Raw genomic sequence first — 16,398 nt, 5'->3', positions numbered from 1 at the left:
TTTCGGATCAGGTTTTCGCCTTGATCCACCTGGAACAGCGCGCCCTTGGGGCGTCATTAAAAATAGTCCCGAAAACAGAATGGTCTGTCGGGATGGCGGCTTATCGGGCGATTATAGAAATAAGTCAAGCGTGATTACCGCGCTTTCCCCTTATTTTCCAACATATATCGGCAAACCGCCGCTGCAACAAAACCTGCCAACGGCGCGCGCGCGTGCTTCACAGCTCCTCAGCAGCCATGTTGAGCGCCATAGCGCGGCCCAAAGCATAGGAAATATCCTCATACAGTGGGTCAAAACCCGCAAATAATCCAGCGTTCAGCGCCTTGCCCGCTTTGGTTTCTGAAAAGTCGGCATAGGCTGTCAATTCATCCAAGGACAAAGGGCTATAGGCCAGCGTCAGAAACGCGCCAAGCCAGCTTTCGGTATCCGCTTCGATGTCAGCGCGCTCTGACATCACATCCTGTAGGATTTCGTCTTCGCTCATCATATAAATATCGCCATCCACCAAAGCGCGCAGAAAGTGATAGTTTGAATTCAGCGCGGATGTGACGTTTCGGTTGATCAGATCACCTGCCACAATCATCCGGTTGATTTGCTGGATATAGGGGTCGTCCCCGCCTTGCCGCTGGGCAAATTGGGCGCGCGCCTGTTCTTCCACCAGCGGATCGGCCATTGCACGGCGGGCCGAATTTTCCAGCGTGATGATCTGGCTACCAAGGTCAGAGGCGAAAAAGCTGATCGCATCCTCCAGCGCCTCCCCTTCAAGAGCAGGTTCCAGCCCTGCGCGAATGCCTTCGCTTATGCGATCACGGTTGTATATCTGCGTAACTTGCTGGCTCCACGCTGCGCCGCCCTGCCCCTCTAGCCAGTCACGGTTCAAAGTGGCCCCAAATTCCAGCCCTTCCTCATGCAGGATGCCGCTGAGTTCTCTGACCTTAAGAACATCCATCAAAACAGTATGACGCGCTCCCGCCCAAAGAGGCAGCGCAGTAACCAGCACCAAAAGAACAGCAAGAAGACGACGCATTACAGATCCTGACTAGGCTGCATGACCCGCAAGCGATCCGCCACCGCCTCGAACCGATTGGCCATGATTTCATATTGAACCGCGTTCATAAGGTTATACACCTCTATCATTTTCGGGTCTTCCAAGGCTTTTGCATAGGCGACCATCTCATCATCCGAAAAGGCCTGATAAGTATAGGCCGCGCCCTCTAGTGCGCTTTGGCGCAGGTTGGTCCGCAGCTCGGCTTCCTGAGATCGCATCGCTTCGCGCAGATCAGGTTCATCCATCTGCAACTCGATCACGCCAGCACCTGCGGCCGCCATCAAGAACCGGATTTGCACCTCTTGGATCGAACGCAGTGAGGTTTCCTCGCTGCCGCTGGCGCGGTTCAAACGCTCTAAAATCGCAACTCGGGGCGAACCGATGCTTTTGAGACCTTCAATAATCTGCCCGCCGCTTTCCGATTTCAGGCCGTCTTCCTCAACCATATGAGAGCTGTTTTCCACCACAACCAATCGTTTACCCAGATCAGAGGCATAAAACCCCGAAGCATGTTCAAGCTGCGTCTCGGTAAGCGTTTTGCCCAGAATATCCAGCGCCATGTCATGCATCAAATCGGTCTCGAACACTTCTGACACCAGCCGTTTCCACTCTGAGCCGAAATCTTCGGCCTGCAGACCCAACATTTGCGGCGCAGCATCCGCAGACAGGCGAATGCTTTCCAAGGCGACGTCAAAGCCGGTGACCTCTAGAAACGCCTCTAGGTCTTCGGTTTCCAAAGCTTGCGCATGCGCCATCATCGCCGAACAGCCCAACATCAACAGGACAACAGGGGTCATCAGAAATCTGCGGATCAAATGCATGGGTTTTCCTTTGTGGTTACCCTCTCAAACTAGCTGTTCTTCTTGGCTCTGCAATGAAAAACCCAAAAACAGGCAAAGATGCGCAAACCCGCTCTTGCTCACCCTCCCAAACAGGACTAAAGCACGGCCCCAAGACCCCCGCGGAGAGGTGCCGGAGTGGTCGAACGGGACGGTTTCGAAAACCGTTGAGCCTCTAAAGGGTTCCCAGGGTTCGAATCCCTGTCTCTCCGCCATGACTTTTCCTTCCGAAAACTTGAAACCTTATATTTTACGAGTACTTACCCCTCTAAAGGGTGTTTTTCGTATCTTATGGGCCAATAGAACACTCCGAAATTGCTACACAATCTGCTACACGGCAGGTTCGTCACGGGGTATGTTATGTCTGTGATCAAACGAGGAAATCAGTGGTGCCTGCGCCGCCGTGTGCCTGTGGAATTTCAGCAGATCGAATCTCGCTCCGAGGTCTGGATCAGTCTTAAAACGGATTCTCGGCGGCTTGCGTGTGAGAAAGCCCCCGCAGTTTGGAACGAACAGGTTGCGGCGTGGAAAGCGCGGCTGTCCGGTCATGATGACGATGCGGTAAAGCATTTTGAGGCTGTTCAGGATTTGGCATCGGCCAAGGGTGTGCGGTACATGCCGCTGGATCAGGTGGTGCAGCTGCCAATCGACACACTGCTGGATCGGATTGAAACGATTGCCAATCGAGACCAGAGGCCGGATCTTCTCGAGGCAGCAGCCGTTCTGGGGACAAAGCAGCCTCCGGCGTTGACTGTCACGCAGGCGCTGGAAGCCTATTGGACGCTGGCGAAAGACAAGACCTTTGGCAAAAGCGAGGATCAGAAACGGCGTTGGGAGAACCCGCGCAAGAAAGCAGTCCGGAATTTCGTGAGCGTCGTGGGCGACAAGCCGATGAACCATATCACTGCCGATGATATGCTGGAGTTCCGGGGGTACTGGCAGGAGCGGATCGAGATCGGGGGTCTTACCGCCAACAGTGCGAACAAGGACCTCATCCATCTTGGCGAGGTTCTGAAAACCGTCAACAAGATGAAGCGACTGGGACTGGACCTGCCACTTGATGGGCTTGCGTTCAAAGAAGGCGAGAAATCCGAGCGCCCACCGTTCAGCGACGACTGGATCCGCACGAAACTCTTGCGCCCAGACGCGTTGATGACGCTGAACCCAGAGGCGCGGGCGATTTTTCTGGGTATGGTCAACACTGGCTATCGCCCGTCAGAGGCGGCCTGTGCTGCGCCGAGACAGTTCTGTCTTGAGGCCGAGATCCCGCACATGGTCATCGCGCCACGCGAGGGGCGCGCAATCAAGAACAAGAACTCAAAACGTGTCATTCCGCTGGTTGGTGTCAGCCTTGACGCGATGCGTGCTTTCCCGGACGGCTTCCCGACCTACCGCGACAGCGATGCCACGCTGTCCAGTACAGTGAACAAATACCTGCGCGCGCATGGGCTGATGGAGAGCGAGCAACACGTCATGTATTCGCTGCGCCACAGTTTTGAGGATCGTCTGTTGCGGGCGGGTGTGGATGACCGCGTACGCCGCGATCTGATGGGCCACAGTCTGAACCGTGAGCGCTACGGTCAGGGCGGTGGATTGGCATTCAAAGCGGAGATGGTTCAGCGCATCGCGTTTTGATGGTTTGGAGCGAGAAACTCACGGGCGCGCTCAATCGCGTCGTTCCGTGATTTGATGTCCGCCAGTTCCCGTTCCAGCCGTTCGAACACTGGAATGTAGATGGGGTCCTCTACAACAAGCAATGCCACCGTGCCCAACGCCTTGACGATCCGCGCTTCCAACACCTCAGCAGCACAAGGCGCGGAAACGCGTCTTGCGGTCTGTGGGATATGAGGTGAGGCGTGCTGCAAGCAATAAGTCTCCGGTCGCGCAAACGCGGTACAATGGATGATGTTGAGTGAAGCCGAAATGGCCTGTCGGGATGCCTATTTATAGCACAGGCACGCCGTTCCGATCTCGGACAAACTCGGGCACGCATGTCGATAATTGTGGAAAAGTGGTAGGGTCAGATCAGCGAAAACGGCTCCTCGGTGCCCTTGGCTCTAGGGTTTCCAAAGGGAGCGAAGCATCCCTTGGTGGGGTTTTGAAAGGGGCAAAGCTCCTTCACCGGATCGGGATAACGCAAGTTATGCCGAGTAGGTTGCGTGATCAGATTATCCTTCATTAAGTATATGACAAACATAAAGTATATGACAAACATAGCTTATTCAGGAATGGTTTTGAACTTTCATAAAGGGCGCGGATGCTTGCCCGATGACAGATACAAAACAGAACACCCGCCCAGATGCTGCTGCGTCCAACCCCAATGCCGTCTCCGTGCGCATTGAACCGAAGGCCATGGTGAAGGCGAAGTTCCAGCGGCGGCATGATTTCCGGATTGGCAAGCAGCCTGCGTATGTGGATGGGGACCGTACAGAGCTGAACCGGCACCTGATGGAACTGCGACCGCTTCCGGACATCCAGCGCGAGAACGAGGCCTTGCGCAAGCGCGCAGGCCGCACCCGCAAGATGAAATCCAACGCGGCAGTGGTCACCGCAGGCATCGTGACCTTCGGCCACACCGCGCAGGAGGTGTTCAACCGGTTGCCTGAAGAATTGCAGGACCGTGCGTTCCGAGAACTGGCCCAAGAGATCGCAGTTCTGCTGAAGACATCGCTGGAAGCGCTTGTGGTGCATCTCGATGAAACCGCGATCCACGCGCATTTTACCCTGCGCGCGTATAACGACGACGGAGAGCCCATCAGCAACGCCACCCGCCTCGGCGATATGTCGGCGCTGCAAGATCTGGCGGCTGAGGTGATGCAACGCTATGCGCCAGAAATCGAACGGGGGAACAAGAAGCAAGCGCGGCTGAAAGCGGGGGCAAACTACTCGGACACGCTTCACCGGACGGTGAAGCAGCTGCATGAGGACCTACCGCTGGAGAAGGCGATGTTGGAGGCAGAGATCGAGGCCATGTCGCAAGAGATCAATGAACAAAAGGCATCAGTGGCGAAGACACAAAGACATCTGGCGAAGTTAGAAGCGAAGTCGGTGTTGACGGAAAAAGAGATCAAACGAAAAGAGACCTATAGCAAGCGGCTGGAAAAGAAGCAGGTCGCGATGGCTGAAAACATGGAGCGTCTGAAGGCCGGACAAATCGCGTTGGCAACGACCATGGCGCAGGAGGCGGAGGCCATTGAGGTCGAGAAACAGGCCGTAAAGACAGAGCGGCAAGAGGTGCAGGAGCAGATGGCTGCGGCCCGTGCTGCCAAAGAGACCTATGATCGGGGTGTTGATGCAATCGAGGCGGTCCTGACCGAGGCCGAGAACGAAACGCTGGTTTATAATCCGGACACAGGCGAGACGACGATGCAGGACCCTACGCCATTGAAGGGCACACCGCCAAAGCTGCAAACTCAGATCGTGAACCTCGCCAAACGCCTCGCCTTTGTGGAAAGCAATCTGTTCGCGCGGATCTTCCGTTTGGACGAACAGATCAGCCGGATCAGAGCGTTTCTGACGCGCAACGACCTCCCGCCTGAGGTGAAGAACGAGGCGCAGGAGATCATCATCGATGCCGCAGAAGAGGAGCCAGGTTTGGGGTAAGTGCGCCGGTGAAATATAAATGGGCTTGAACCCGACCTCTAGAGCGCTGATAAACGTGCCATGACATTGATACACACACCAAAGATTACCGCAGCGCCCAAGCTGTAAACCAGGCTGATCGGCCTGGCCGATCAACGTGTGTCTCTACCAAACATTCCCAGATCCGCTCTGCCGATGACGCCACAAAAGATGGCCCTCAATAGGCATGGACTGATGACACATTATCTCAAAGACTTTACCGAACTCCTCCCTAAACGACCCGACCTCGATGAGCTGAAAGCAAAGCTTCTGCAGATGGCAGAGGACCAAGGCATGGCCGACTTCCTGTGGTCCAGAGCTGTCTCAAAAGAGATGGTCGAGCAACGCGTCGAAGAAGAACTCACCAGCATTATGACAGCAAACGTGGCTTCAATCATCGAGGAGCGCAGTTTGATCGATCCAGGTCAGATCGAATTTTTGGGCTTTGTCCATGAAGATCCTGATGACGCTTTTATCGCGGCGGTCCGAGATGCCGTGCAGGTCAGCTTTGTCTTTGAGGCGGCCCAATACGCGTTCAAAGACCAAGCGCGCCAATATGAGCGGGCGCAAAAGAAGAACGGCCAGCGTGAAGACGTGCAGCAGCTGGTTGAAAACCTCGCCACGTCGCACCCCGCCTTGGCCGGCCCGCCGACGATGCACGCCCTCGATGAAATGATCGCAGGGCTGCATGCCTCAGCGCCATGGATGTCTGACGTCTCAACATGGGCCTATAAAGCGCTTCGGACACAATACATCTCTGGAAACGCGTGGTTGAACCTGCCGCCCGTGATCCTGATCGGCCCGCCCGGTTGCGGAAAGTCGACCTATGCGCGGAAGCTGGCAGCTCTGTCCGGAGCGCCTGTCAGAACGCTTGACGCAGCCGCGTCAAACGCGAGCTTCACCGTCGCAGGATCTGACCCGACCTGGAACAAATCACAGGCGGGCATCCCGCTGCAGGAAATCGCAAAGACCGGCATCGCCAACCCTGTCATGATCGTCGACGAAATCGAGAAGGCAGGCATCATGACAGCAAGCGGAGGCTCGCGCGTCTCGCTGCCAGAGGCGCTGCTTGGCCTGCTCGAGCCGTCATCATCCACGTCATGGGAATGCCCCTACACGCGCCGCACCTACAACATGAGCCAGATCAGCTGGATCATGACCGCTAATGAGCGCAAAGGCATCCCAGCGCCGCTCCTCGACCGCTGCCGCGTGTTCTATATCGGCTATCCGGGGAAAAAGGACCTCGCCGACCTAATCCGTAAACAATCAGCGGGTCGGCTCTATGCCGAAGTCGTAGACTGCTTGATCGCGCGGGTCGAAGCGGCGGTAGCAAACGGCCAGCGGCCATCGCTGCGGCGGATCCAGCAGTTAATTGATGAAGCCGCAGCGGTGGCGCAAGATCCCGTACTGCATTGAGGCGCTTGGTTAGCGTCTGCTACGACATGTATATTCGGGTCAGGACCCATTAACTGATTGAGGTTATCGCGTTGTCATGATTCACGCTTCCCAGTTTTAGGGGGATATCATGAGCAACTTATACTGGCTGACGGAAGCACAAATGGAGCGTCTCCGACCTTACTTTCCAAAGAGCCGAGGTCGTACTCGCGTGGATGATAGGCGTGTTCTAATCGGAATTATTTTATTTAATCGTAATAGGTTAAGATGGTGCGACGCACCTACCGATTACGGGCCGCCGAAGGCGTTATATAATCGCTGGAAGCGCTGGAGTGATATGGGCATATTTGCCCAGATCCTGATGGGGCTAGCCGAACAGGCCCCCGATAACAAAACCATCTCAATCGACGCCACCTATCTCAAGGCACACCGTACGGCTTCCAGCCTGCGGTTGAAAAAAGGGGGCGAGGACGCCTGATCGGGCTAACCAAAGGCGGTATGAATGCAAAGCTGCATGCTGTCACAGACACCAGAGGACGACCAATTCGCCTCTTTATCACCGCAGGGCAAGTTAGCGACTACACCAGAGCGGCGGCCCTCAAGAATGGCTTTTCGCTGATCGAGGGTATGATGCCGATTGGTTCCCCGAAACGCTTGTGGACAAGGGTACAAAGCCCTGCATTCCTTGCCGCCAATCGCGCAAGAAGACCGTCAAGTATGACAAGCGCCGATGCAAACGTCGTAACCGTATCGAAAGGATGTTTGGCAGGCTTAAGGATTGGCGACGCATCTCAACCCGCTACGACAGATCCCCAACCGTCTTCCTCTCTGCAATTGCTCTAGCAGCAGCCGTTATCCTTTGGTTATGAGTCCTGACCCTAGGAATACACGCTTATCGCCACCCGCTTCGTTCAGATCTTCGGGCACCTTTGCCCAAATGCTTGGATTGATCCCCCCACCTGTTGGTGTTACCAAGAAAACCGATAAAGATATGAAATACGAGCGGAAAAATAATGCAATCCAAAGTACAGATAAAGGCGCTAATACGGTTTTCATATTTGTCAGAGGGAGGATTTGCGATCTCGAACATGGCGCATGGCGACCTAGAAAAGTATTTGTATGATCCTGAACGGCTAGAAAAAAGGTTTCTCTTATTCGAAAAGTTGACACTTCCTTCATTGATACGACAAACAGATTCAAATTTCAAACTGGGCATTTTGATCGCATCATCATTCCCCCCAAAGTCGTTATTGCGACTTAAAGAGCTGGTGGCAGAATATGAAAACTTTAAAGTAATACAATTACCTACGATGATCCATATAAGAGCAATATACCAGGCCTATGACCTCCTTGAAACCGCGCCTGACACTACGCACATCGCATCATTTAGGTTGGATGATGATGACGCTGTGCATAAAGACATCATTGCCTGCACGAGAGACCATGCTGAAACTATAGTCCGGGTTGGCAAAAACAAGACAAACCCATTTATTATATCATTTAACCGTGGATTTTACTTTCGGACAAAGACAGAAAAAACTGACTTTTCTTTAGGTGAGTTCTATGAAAAAACTCCAGTTGCAGCAGGGATGACGCTAGTTTCACCAATCGGAAATCGTTGCAATGTTTTTAGAAGAAACCACCGGAAGGCGAACCAGTTCTTTAATTGTTACTCGGACATGACTAGACCAATGTTTATTCGAACTTTCCACGGAGAGAATGATTCTGGTGTAATACCAACTGGAAGAGAAGGCGACCTTTCGCCTGAAGAAGTAAAGAAAATTCTCTTAGATGGCTTTGGGCAACGTATGGAAAACTTGGAAACTATTTTTGGCGCGTAAGGGTTTTGTTGGACAAATCGGTGAAGCTCCCCTTTTTGAAGTGGTCCGCCCCGGCTTGTTGCACAAGTCGGGGAGCTCACCCTCACGCCGGTTTGTGCAACAAAGCCGGTAAACCAACAAATTCACACGATCTCTAAAGCATTCAAAATCTCAGGTAACGTTGCCGCAAATTCGGTTGAATGTGTGACAAGAGATATGAAAATGTAGTGTTCTGTTTCGGAAACAGTATTTCTATAAGAAATATTGATTCCGCCAGGGGTTAACGCCACACTTCCGGCATCAAATTCAACATTTTCCGTATTGTAGAAGCGCAGCTCGTCGCCCTCCCGAACATCAAAATCGGTTAAAGATGTATCAATTGAGGTGCTCGTGAACTCAAACACATCCGCCCCGGTTCCACCGCTTATCTCATCATTTCCAGCTCCACCAAACAACGTATCATTGCCTTCACCACCAAATATAGTTTCATTCGCCGCCGAGCCCCATACCACGTCGTGACCATAATCTCCATGAATGACTATGCTTTGTCCTTGTAGGTGAAATACGTCGCTGGTAAGGTCTACAAAGTCATTACCAGCTCCGGCACGAAACTCTTCTATTCCAGAAATCATTAGACCTGAAGGAAGATCCGAAACGTACTCGGATACGTTCAAGCTGCTGGGCAGGCTTGAAAAACCGTTATGCAAGAAAATTGCATCATCGGATGCGCTTAATTCAATGGTATCATATCCAGCCCCACCAATTATAACACTGGAATACAAGTTGTAATTGGCAACTGGCAAGAAAACCATTGTACCATCTTGATATTGGTTTGATGCATTTATTCCGCCCCATCCTGCACCATATTTCTGTAAGCCGTCTAATTGAAATAAATCGTCATCGCCTCCACCAATAGCTATGTCGAGACTACTATCTAAGGTAATTGTGTCACGCCCCCACCCCCCATTGAGTATATCGGAACCGCTACCTCCGTCTAGTTTATCATCTCCCCAGCCCCCATCAATATCATCGTTTCCAGAACCTCCTGAAATTATATCATTATTACCTCTTCCTCGAATTATGTCGTTGCCTGCCCCCCCTGAAACAAGATCATCTCCTAATCCAGCGTCGATATAATCATCGCCGTCGCCTGCATAAATGCTATCATCGCCTGAGCCTGCCTGAATATTGTCATTCCCAGCCAGACTAAATACTAAATCATTCTTACTGTCTTCGCTACTAATTATGTCCTTTCCGTTCGTCCCGTCAGTCCTCTCAAAGTTCGGAATTTCATAGGTCAGCTCTATCACTTCGTACGGAAGGAGGGTGAATGTGAAATTCCCACCATTGGTAGATTGGGAGGTGTCGTGCTCTGTAATGGTAGCTCGTACGTCGTGTTCGTTGGTGTAATATAGCTCACCGTCAATTGCGACTGCTTCAGAATCAACAAACTCGCGCTGTACATAGTCATAGTGTCTGCCATCAGAGCTCGTTTTGTCATACCCAATTTGGGTCGCGGAAATAAGGGAGGCGCCTGGAAAGAAATTCCCAAGGTTAAATGATACACTTTCTGTTTCGTCTGACCTAGATGTTACATACACGACAACCTTATCTTCACCAGAATAGACATAATTATGTAGTAAACTACTATCACTGGTCGTTGCGGATGGCCGGTATTGCAAGCCAACTAATGATGAAGACATTAAGTCAAATGTAGCCCCCCCTACACTATTTATTACGATTCCCGTTTCTGGATCCAATAAAACATTACTACTACCTGCTAAGTCAGTCGACGTATTGTGCATGGGCGGCCATACGTATGCTTCATCAACTTCCATGTCCATCATAAAGGAAAATTGAGCGATTAGAGTAGACGCCGCGCGGATACCCAATTGGTCTAGATTAGTTGTTCTAATATTCCACTCAGTGATGTTTAGCGTTAAATTTCGTCCAAAGGCACTTTGCCAAACTTCATGGTCCATAACAATATTCTGATCGTTATAAAAACCAAGATATTGATGATCTTCTCTAAAATAGTAGTGCTCCACAACACCATCGATTGTTGCTCGGGCTTCCGGTGTCAATTGATCTAAAATCAGGTTGTTGGCTCCAATATTTCGCCAAAGCCAGCCGATGCCTTCACTTAGAGGCGCATCCTTTGCAAATTCGCTAGCTTGACCGCCAGCGTCACCCATTTGCACCCAAATGGGTATATCGCCATACTGCCCAGTTAGCTGAGATGATATAGCCAAAACACTATCATTAGCAACTTCACCATATGAGGTTTCTGTTTGATGGTTCCAATATTCGTTCCCAATTTCAAACGCGTGAATTACATCAGAAAATTGCCCCAAAACCAAACTTGTGAATTCTGTTAATATATCAGCACCGTGATAACCTTCATGCGTCGGCGTTACTAGAACTACAGATTGGCCACTTGCACGGGCTGCCATTAAAAAATTTATAAGGTGATCCGGCAAGGCTCCATTGATCACCATTCCATCTTTATACATAAGATCTGGCTCGCCGGCTGGATACCTCGCCACCTCTATATCCAGCTCTTGGTGTGCAAGGCTATTTTGCTCGGTCGGAATACCATCATCTGTGTTTTTTCCAGCAATAACGTTACCACCAAAATGGCCCGAAGTAACATTCTGACCGGACTCGATAGCTTGCAGTAGCTCTACTTCGATCACCTCGATCTCCTAACATCGTCACGTTGAGAGATAATTGCCGGTCGCTATAGTTGGCTGAGCGGCGACATATTGTCGGGAATGTGGACTTCTCCCCCGTTTTGACCGAAGTTCGATTCTAATTTTCCTTGTAAGGGGGGGATTACCTTATGACCTGCTCCCGCCCCACACGGTCACCTGAGAGCGATGTGTCGACCACGGCAGCCAAACATTCGCGACTGAAGTCGTCGATCACGTTCAGAATGCCGAAGCGACGACCGCAAAACAGGCTGTCGGGTGCAAAGTCGAGCGACCACCGTTGGTTTGGCCCCTGCGGGATCGCCATCGGCGCTCGGGTGCCCACAGCGCGCTTGCGACCGCCTCGTTTGCGGACAGTTAGTCCTTCTTCGCGGTAGATCCGATACAGCTTCTTCCAGTTCACCGCCCAGCCTTCACGTTTGAGCAGGATGTGCAGTCGCCGGTATCCAAAACGACGCCGTTCAGATGACAGCTCCTTCAATCGGTCTCGCAGGTCAATATCCGATGAGCGCTACGACGCCCGCCGATAAACACGCGGATCGCCCCCAGCCAAGGCGCAGGCCCGCTTTTGATTGTATTGCTTCTCCGTCATGGCCCAGGTCACTGCCCTTTTGCGTGAACCGGGCCTCAAAAGTTTTTTTCCCAACATCTCCTTGAGCGTCGACACATCCATCATTTGCTCAGCCAGCAGCTTCTTCAGTTTGGCATCCACAACCTCCAGCGCCTTCAGTCGCTTGGCCTCCGATACTTCCATACCGCCATATTTGGACCGCCATTTATAAAACGTCGCATCGCTCACGTCATGCTTGCGGCACAGCTCCTTCGCGCCAAGCCCTGCCTGATGCTCCTTCAGTATCCCGATTATCTGTTCTTCGCTGAAACGCCTTGGTACGGGTCACGCCAGATGGCCCGCTTTATGAAGCGCAACAACCATAGATGCGGTCGACATCGTGTGCGTCGCCTGATTCGTCTCATAAGGCTGGTGCCGATCTACCAAGAGCCCAACACGAGCAAAAAGCACCCGCTGGACCTGTCACGCTTTAGTGCCGCTCCAAGTGCTCGTTTAAGCCACCTTTCGTTCGAATGCGACGGGGCTTTTCCAGCCCAGTGCTGAGTGGCGGCGGCGTGGATTGTAGAAGCCATTGATGTATTCGAAGATTGCGACCCCGGCCTTTCGTCGTGTCTCCCAAGGATGCCGCCAGATCAGTTCTGCTTTGATCGTCTTGAAGAAGGTCTCGATGGCGGCATTATCATAGCAATTGCCCTTCCCAGACATCGACACCTTGAACCCGTGCTGGCGCAGGATCTTCTGATAGTCGTGTGAACAATATTGGCTTCCGCGATCCGAGTGATGGACACAGCCTTTGGGCGGTTGCCGGAACGCGATGGCCATGTTCAACGCCCGGATCGCCAGATCACGTTTCATCCGATTGCTCACGGCCCAGCCGATCACACGCCTTGAGTGCAGATCCAGGATCACTGCCAGATAAAGCCAACCCTCGCGTGTCCAAATATAACTAATGTCGCCAGCCCATTTCTGGTTTGGTGCATCTGCCATGAAGTCACGATCTAACAGATTGGGCGCGATGTTGAACTTGTGCTCGCTATCCGTTGTCACCTTGTGTTTGCGGGTTCTGACCACTGATATGCGGTTCTGCCGCATCAAACGACCAACACGACGATGGCCAACATCCAAGCCGATCTCTTTCAGCTCTTCCGTCATGCGTGGTCGACCATAGCTGCCCAAACTGAGGCGGGATTGTTCTTTGATATGGGCCAACGTGATCAAATCAGACCGCTGTCTGCGGCTGGCTGGACGGCTGCGGAACGCACGCAAACCACGTGAGCTGACGCCAACAACCTCGCACAACCGATTGGCTGGAAAGCTGGACCTGTGTTCTTCGACAAACCTAAATCTCATTGCTTTAGGCCCACAAAGAACTGGGTGGCCTTTTTTAGAATTTCCCTCTCCTCCTTGAGGAGTTTGATCTCGCGTCGAAGTCGGTCATTCTCTTTGGCGAGATCTAAATCTTCTTTCGACACCACATCAGTGTCTCGATGCGCGGTGATCCATTTGTTCAGCGTCGACATGCCGACACCCACCCTTTCGAGACATTGCTGCGCAATACCCTGTCGGGCAATGGATCATCAGCCACCTGCTTGCGCGTAAGCCCACTTGTCAGCTCGATACGCACCGCATCAGCGCGGAATTCGTCCGTCCGTTTCAGTCCCCTCTCGGGATCATGCTTCGCATAACCCTGCCGGGCGGGGCATAGTCAGTCTCCTTTGTTGATGGCGTGGATGCCCCCGACCAACCGGCATCGTAGTGTGCCAATGTGGTGTTTCAGAAAGCATCAACAAAGGGAGAGTATCCATGTCAGAAGTCGCCATAATCGGCATAGACCTTGCAAAGCGTGTGTTTCAACTTCACGGGGCTTGCGCCAATGGAACAGTTGTTTTTCGTAAAAAACTGACACGTATTCAGCGTCTTGCGTTTATGAGCCAACAATCCGCCTGCATCGTTGCGATGGAGGCGTGTGCGACTGCGCATAGCTGGGGCCGCCAGTTCGAGAAGCTTGGACATACCGTGCGATTGATTGCACCAAACTATGTGAAGCCTTTCGTCAAACGGCAAAAAAACGATGTTGCGGACGCCGAAGCCATCGTTGAAGCGGCATCACGACCGACCATGCGGTTTGTAGAACTCAAGTCCGAAGCCCAGCAGGCACGTGCCATGCTGTTTCGCACACGACAAATGTTTGTCGGTCAGCGCACCCAAACAATCAACGCATTGCGTGGCCATCTAGCTGAGCACGGCGTTGTTGCACCACAAGGCGCTATTCAGGTTAAACGTTTGGCCGATGCGGTAACGGATGAGACCGTTGGCTTGCCGGCAGGCGTTCGAGAACTCGCCAAAGTATATATCGTCCAGATTGAAGACCTCAGTGCTCAGATTGCAGCATTGGATCGACAGATGAAGGGTGCCGCCAAAGAAGCTGAAGCGGCACGTCGTGCCCAGACCATGCCGGGCGTGGGGCCAATCACGGCTTTGGCCATAGAAACCTTTGCGCCTGACCTGAACTGCTTTCGCCGAGGTCGGGATTTTGCCGCATGGCTGGGTTTGGTTCCCAAGCAGACCTCGACGGGCGGCAGGCCTCGCCTTGGTAAGACATCAAAAATGGGCCAGCGTGACATTCGACGGCTGCTGATATCTGGAGCAATGGCTGTTCTGCAGGCCGTTGAGCGCTTCGGAAAGCCACATAACGGTTGGTTAATCTCCATGTTGGAACGCAAACCCCGTATGCTGGTCGCCGTTGCATTAGCGAATAAAATGGCTCGCGGCCTGTGGGCCATGGTGACGAAACAAGAGGACTACCAAAACCCGGCGATGATGGCGTGAACGCAATGCGGCAGAAATCAAAATCCGGGACTTGAGCGTGTGAGGAGATCGATGAACAGTAAGGGAAAATGATCGGAAAGATCCGAACCAGACAAAACAGTTTTACTGCAGGAGCCAATGAGCTCGATTTGTTGATCTGTCTTTGGTTCGCGCATCGCCATACCGGCCCACGGCTGTATTATTCGCCGCAACATGAGGCCTGATACATGACCGCATCCGATCACACGCTTAAACCGTTCAGAAATCTCTTGCACCAATGGGGGCATCCATACATGCTGTAAATGCTATCAAAGGAGCGGCATCAAACCGCGACAGGTCCACGCAGCACAAGATATGGCCATGTCTTTTGAAAGATGTCGTGATCGACCATCCAAACCAGGTCTGGTGTGCGGATATTACCTACATCCCGATGTGTCGGGGCTTTCTGTATCTTGTGGCGATCATGGGCTGGTTCAGCCGCAAAGTGCTGGCTTGGCGGCTGTCCAGCAGCATGGACGCGGACTTCAGCGTTGAAGCTCTAAAAGAGGTGCTGGCCGAACACGGTACGCCGGAGATCAAGATCAGCATGGATGGGAAAGGGCGCTGGATCGACAACAGGATGATCGAACGCCTGTGGCGCTCTTTGAAGTATGAATGCGTGTACCTCCATGCCTTCGAGCGCGGCTCGGAGGCCAAGGCTGTTATCGGAAAATGGCTGACTTACAACAACGCCGAACGCCCGCACTCGACCCACGGCATCTTGCCCCCCAACGAGGCCTATGCGAGCCAAACAGAACCAGTAAGATTAGCGGCCTGACATGAAACCCTGATCCACCTTAACAAGGTCGTAAACTGGTTGGAAAACCAGGACCAACTCTCACCCGACACAGCATACTTCACCCAAGCGGACATGCGAAAAGCGGCATGAACACAAACCAGATGCACCTTACCCAAGCCGCAAGCCTGTCCCAAAAAGCAGGACCACTTCAAAAAATAGATGACGTTAATGGTCTGTTAATCGCATTATTCCAAGTTGTAGGTTGGGAATCGAAAGGAAATTGAGAATGAAAAAAAACGAATGGGTGATAGACGTATTGCGGGACATGATTGAATTCTCCGAGCGCAATAAACTCTTCAAAACGACAGAAGCTCTCTTGGATGCTGAATTTGCCGCGTACTCTGAGTTGATGGCAAGTTCAACGTCAAAACAAAATTGCCCCGTTTTCAATGTGGTCAGCTAATCTCCCAGAATATGGAAGTATTTCGAAGTCGATCGAAAGTAGTATGCCGGTTTTTGAGCTACGCGGCGAACATGGGATGAGCAGCGCGAGCTTTTATTAGTGGCATGCAAGAAGGTTTGGTGACATGGAAGCGTTGATGGTTTTGCAAGTGAAAGCGATGGAAGCGGAAAACCGTTGTCAAAATCCCATCTATGTGGGTATGAGCATGAAGTACGACGTACTGAAGAGGCCCATAGAATAAATATTGAAGCCGTCTCAGAAACGCGAGGCGACTGCAAGCTTAGTGAAGACAAAACAGGGCAGCGTCGCGTAAGCGTGCCGTACTTTTGAAATCAGCGAGACGT

The 16,398-nt window shown here is 52.2% G+C and carries 10 protein-coding genes, 1 tRNA gene and 4 pseudogenes; 9 read left to right on the top strand and 6 right to left on the bottom strand.

Annotation, left to right across the window (positions count from 1 at the left end; translation table 11 throughout):
* Window positions 1-217 precede the first annotated feature (217 nt).
* A complete protein-coding gene (locus tag Z948_RS0116040; RefSeq protein ID WP_025060565.1) occupies window positions 218-1,027 on the bottom strand; it encodes a DUF2059 domain-containing protein in 810 nt (269 codons plus the stop codon).
* Window positions 1,027-1,845, bottom strand: a complete 819-nt coding sequence (locus Z948_RS0116035; RefSeq protein WP_037952389.1) for a DUF2059 domain-containing protein — start codon at window positions 1,843-1,845, stop codon at window positions 1,027-1,029. Before Z948_RS0116035 ends, Z948_RS0116040 begins: the two co-directional genes overlap by 1 nt.
* A gap of 166 nt (window positions 1,846-2,011) precedes the next feature.
* Here Z948_RS0116035 and Z948_RS0116030 point away from each other — a divergent pair.
* Together Z948_RS0116030 and Z948_RS0116025 are read left to right on the top strand one after the other, a co-directional pair.
* Window positions 2,012-2,102: transfer RNA gene (locus Z948_RS0116030), tRNA-Ser, on the top strand.
* Window positions 2,103-2,247: 145 nt separating this feature from the next.
* Complete coding sequence (locus Z948_RS0116025; protein ID WP_025060563.1) at window positions 2,248-3,522, top strand: DUF6538 domain-containing protein; 1,275 nt, start codon at window positions 2,248-2,250, stop codon at window positions 3,520-3,522.
* Here the strand turns inward: Z948_RS0116025 and Z948_RS0116020 are convergent.
* On the bottom strand, window positions 3,504-3,752 hold the full coding sequence (locus Z948_RS0116020) for a hypothetical protein (protein WP_025060562.1): 249 nt from the start codon (window positions 3,750-3,752) through the stop codon (window positions 3,504-3,506). The genes Z948_RS0116025 and Z948_RS0116020 overlap by 19 nt on opposite strands.
* A gap of 403 nt (window positions 3,753-4,155) precedes the next feature.
* Between Z948_RS0116020 and Z948_RS0116015 the strand changes: the two genes are divergently transcribed.
* The 4 genes and pseudogenes from Z948_RS0116015 to Z948_RS0116000 all read left to right on the top strand — a co-directional run bounded on the left by Z948_RS0116015 (window position 4,156) and on the right by Z948_RS0116000 (window position 8,744).
* Complete coding sequence (locus Z948_RS0116015) at window positions 4,156-5,490, top strand: plasmid recombination protein (protein ID WP_025060561.1); 1,335 nt, start codon at window positions 4,156-4,158, stop codon at window positions 5,488-5,490.
* A 213-nt stretch (window positions 5,491-5,703) separates the two neighbouring features.
* Entirely contained in the window at window positions 5,704-6,924 is a 1,221-nt protein-coding gene (locus tag Z948_RS18565) for an AAA family ATPase (protein ID WP_025060560.1), read from the top strand.
* A gap of 109 nt (window positions 6,925-7,033) precedes the next feature.
* Window positions 7,034-7,772, top strand: a pseudogene (locus tag Z948_RS18810) (IS5 family transposase).
* 144 nt (window positions 7,773-7,916) lie between these two features.
* Window positions 7,917-8,744 (top strand): glycosyltransferase, encoded by an 828-nt coding sequence (locus Z948_RS0116000; protein WP_025060558.1) that lies wholly within the window; start codon window positions 7,917-7,919, stop codon window positions 8,742-8,744.
* 122 nt (window positions 8,745-8,866) lie between these two features.
* On the opposite strand, the gene Z948_RS0115995 is transcribed toward Z948_RS0116000, so the two are convergent.
* The 3 genes and pseudogenes from Z948_RS0115995 to Z948_RS0115980 all read right to left on the bottom strand — a co-directional run bounded on the left by Z948_RS0115995 (window position 8,867) and on the right by Z948_RS0115980 (window position 13,662).
* On the bottom strand, window positions 8,867-11,419 hold the full coding sequence (locus tag Z948_RS0115995; RefSeq protein WP_025060557.1) for a calcium-binding protein: 2,553 nt from the start codon (window positions 11,417-11,419) through the stop codon (window positions 8,867-8,869).
* Between the two features lie 154 nt (window positions 11,420-11,573).
* Window positions 11,574-12,317: pseudogene (locus Z948_RS18805) on the bottom strand (IS3 family transposase); the annotation flags it as partial.
* Between the two features lie 180 nt (window positions 12,318-12,497).
* Window positions 12,498-13,662 (bottom strand): annotated as a pseudogene (locus Z948_RS0115980) (IS3 family transposase).
* A 146-nt stretch (window positions 13,663-13,808) separates the two neighbouring features.
* Between Z948_RS0115980 and Z948_RS0115970 the strand changes: the two are divergent.
* The 3 genes and pseudogenes from Z948_RS0115970 (at window position 13,809) to Z948_RS18995 (ending at window position 16,054) form a co-directional block, all read left to right on the top strand.
* Window positions 13,809-14,834, top strand: a complete 1,026-nt coding sequence (locus tag Z948_RS0115970; protein WP_025060555.1) for an IS110 family RNA-guided transposase — start codon at window positions 13,809-13,811, stop codon at window positions 14,832-14,834.
* Window positions 14,835-15,156: 322 nt separating this feature from the next.
* Window positions 15,157-15,630 (top strand): annotated as a pseudogene (locus Z948_RS0115965) (transposase); the annotation flags it as partial.
* 247 nt (window positions 15,631-15,877) lie between these two features.
* Window positions 15,878-16,054 carry a hypothetical protein gene (locus Z948_RS18995; RefSeq protein WP_156023545.1) on the top strand — a complete coding sequence of 59 codons (177 nt, stop codon included), beginning with the start codon at window positions 15,878-15,880 and terminating at the stop codon, window positions 16,052-16,054.
* Window positions 16,055-16,398 lie beyond the last annotated feature (344 nt).

This window comes from Sulfitobacter donghicola DSW-25 = KCTC 12864 = JCM 14565 (genome assembly GCF_000622405.1).
Lineage (GTDB): Bacteria > Pseudomonadota > Alphaproteobacteria > Rhodobacterales > Rhodobacteraceae > Sulfitobacter > Sulfitobacter donghicola.
The sequence above is the reverse complement of the archived record's forward strand: the minus strand, read 5'-3'. Positions and strand labels throughout refer to the sequence as shown.

Bases quoted from the DNA above. Each gene is read 5' to 3' on its own strand.
- Z948_RS0116025 (WP_025060563.1), top strand. From the start codon at position 2,248: ATGTCTGTGATCAAACGAGGAAATCAGTGGTGCCTGCGCCGCCGTGTG.
- Z948_RS0116035 (WP_037952389.1), bottom strand. From the start codon at position 1,845: ATGACCCCTGTTGTCCTGTTGATGTTGGGCTGTTCGGCGATGATGGCG.
- Z948_RS0116015 (WP_025060561.1), top strand. From the start codon at position 4,156: ATGACAGATACAAAACAGAACACCCGCCCAGATGCTGCTGCGTCCAAC.
- Z948_RS0116040 (WP_025060565.1), bottom strand. From the start codon at position 1,027: ATGCGTCGTCTTCTTGCTGTTCTTTTGGTGCTGGTTACTGCGCTGCCT.
- Z948_RS0116000 (WP_025060558.1), top strand. From the start codon at position 7,917: ATGCAATCCAAAGTACAGATAAAGGCGCTAATACGGTTTTCATATTTG.
- Z948_RS18565 (WP_025060560.1), top strand. From the start codon at position 5,704: ATGACACATTATCTCAAAGACTTTACCGAACTCCTCCCTAAACGACCC.
- Z948_RS18995 (WP_156023545.1), top strand. From the start codon at position 15,878: ATGAAAAAAAACGAATGGGTGATAGACGTATTGCGGGACATGATTGAA.
- Z948_RS0115970 (WP_025060555.1), top strand. From the start codon at position 13,809: ATGTCAGAAGTCGCCATAATCGGCATAGACCTTGCAAAGCGTGTGTTT.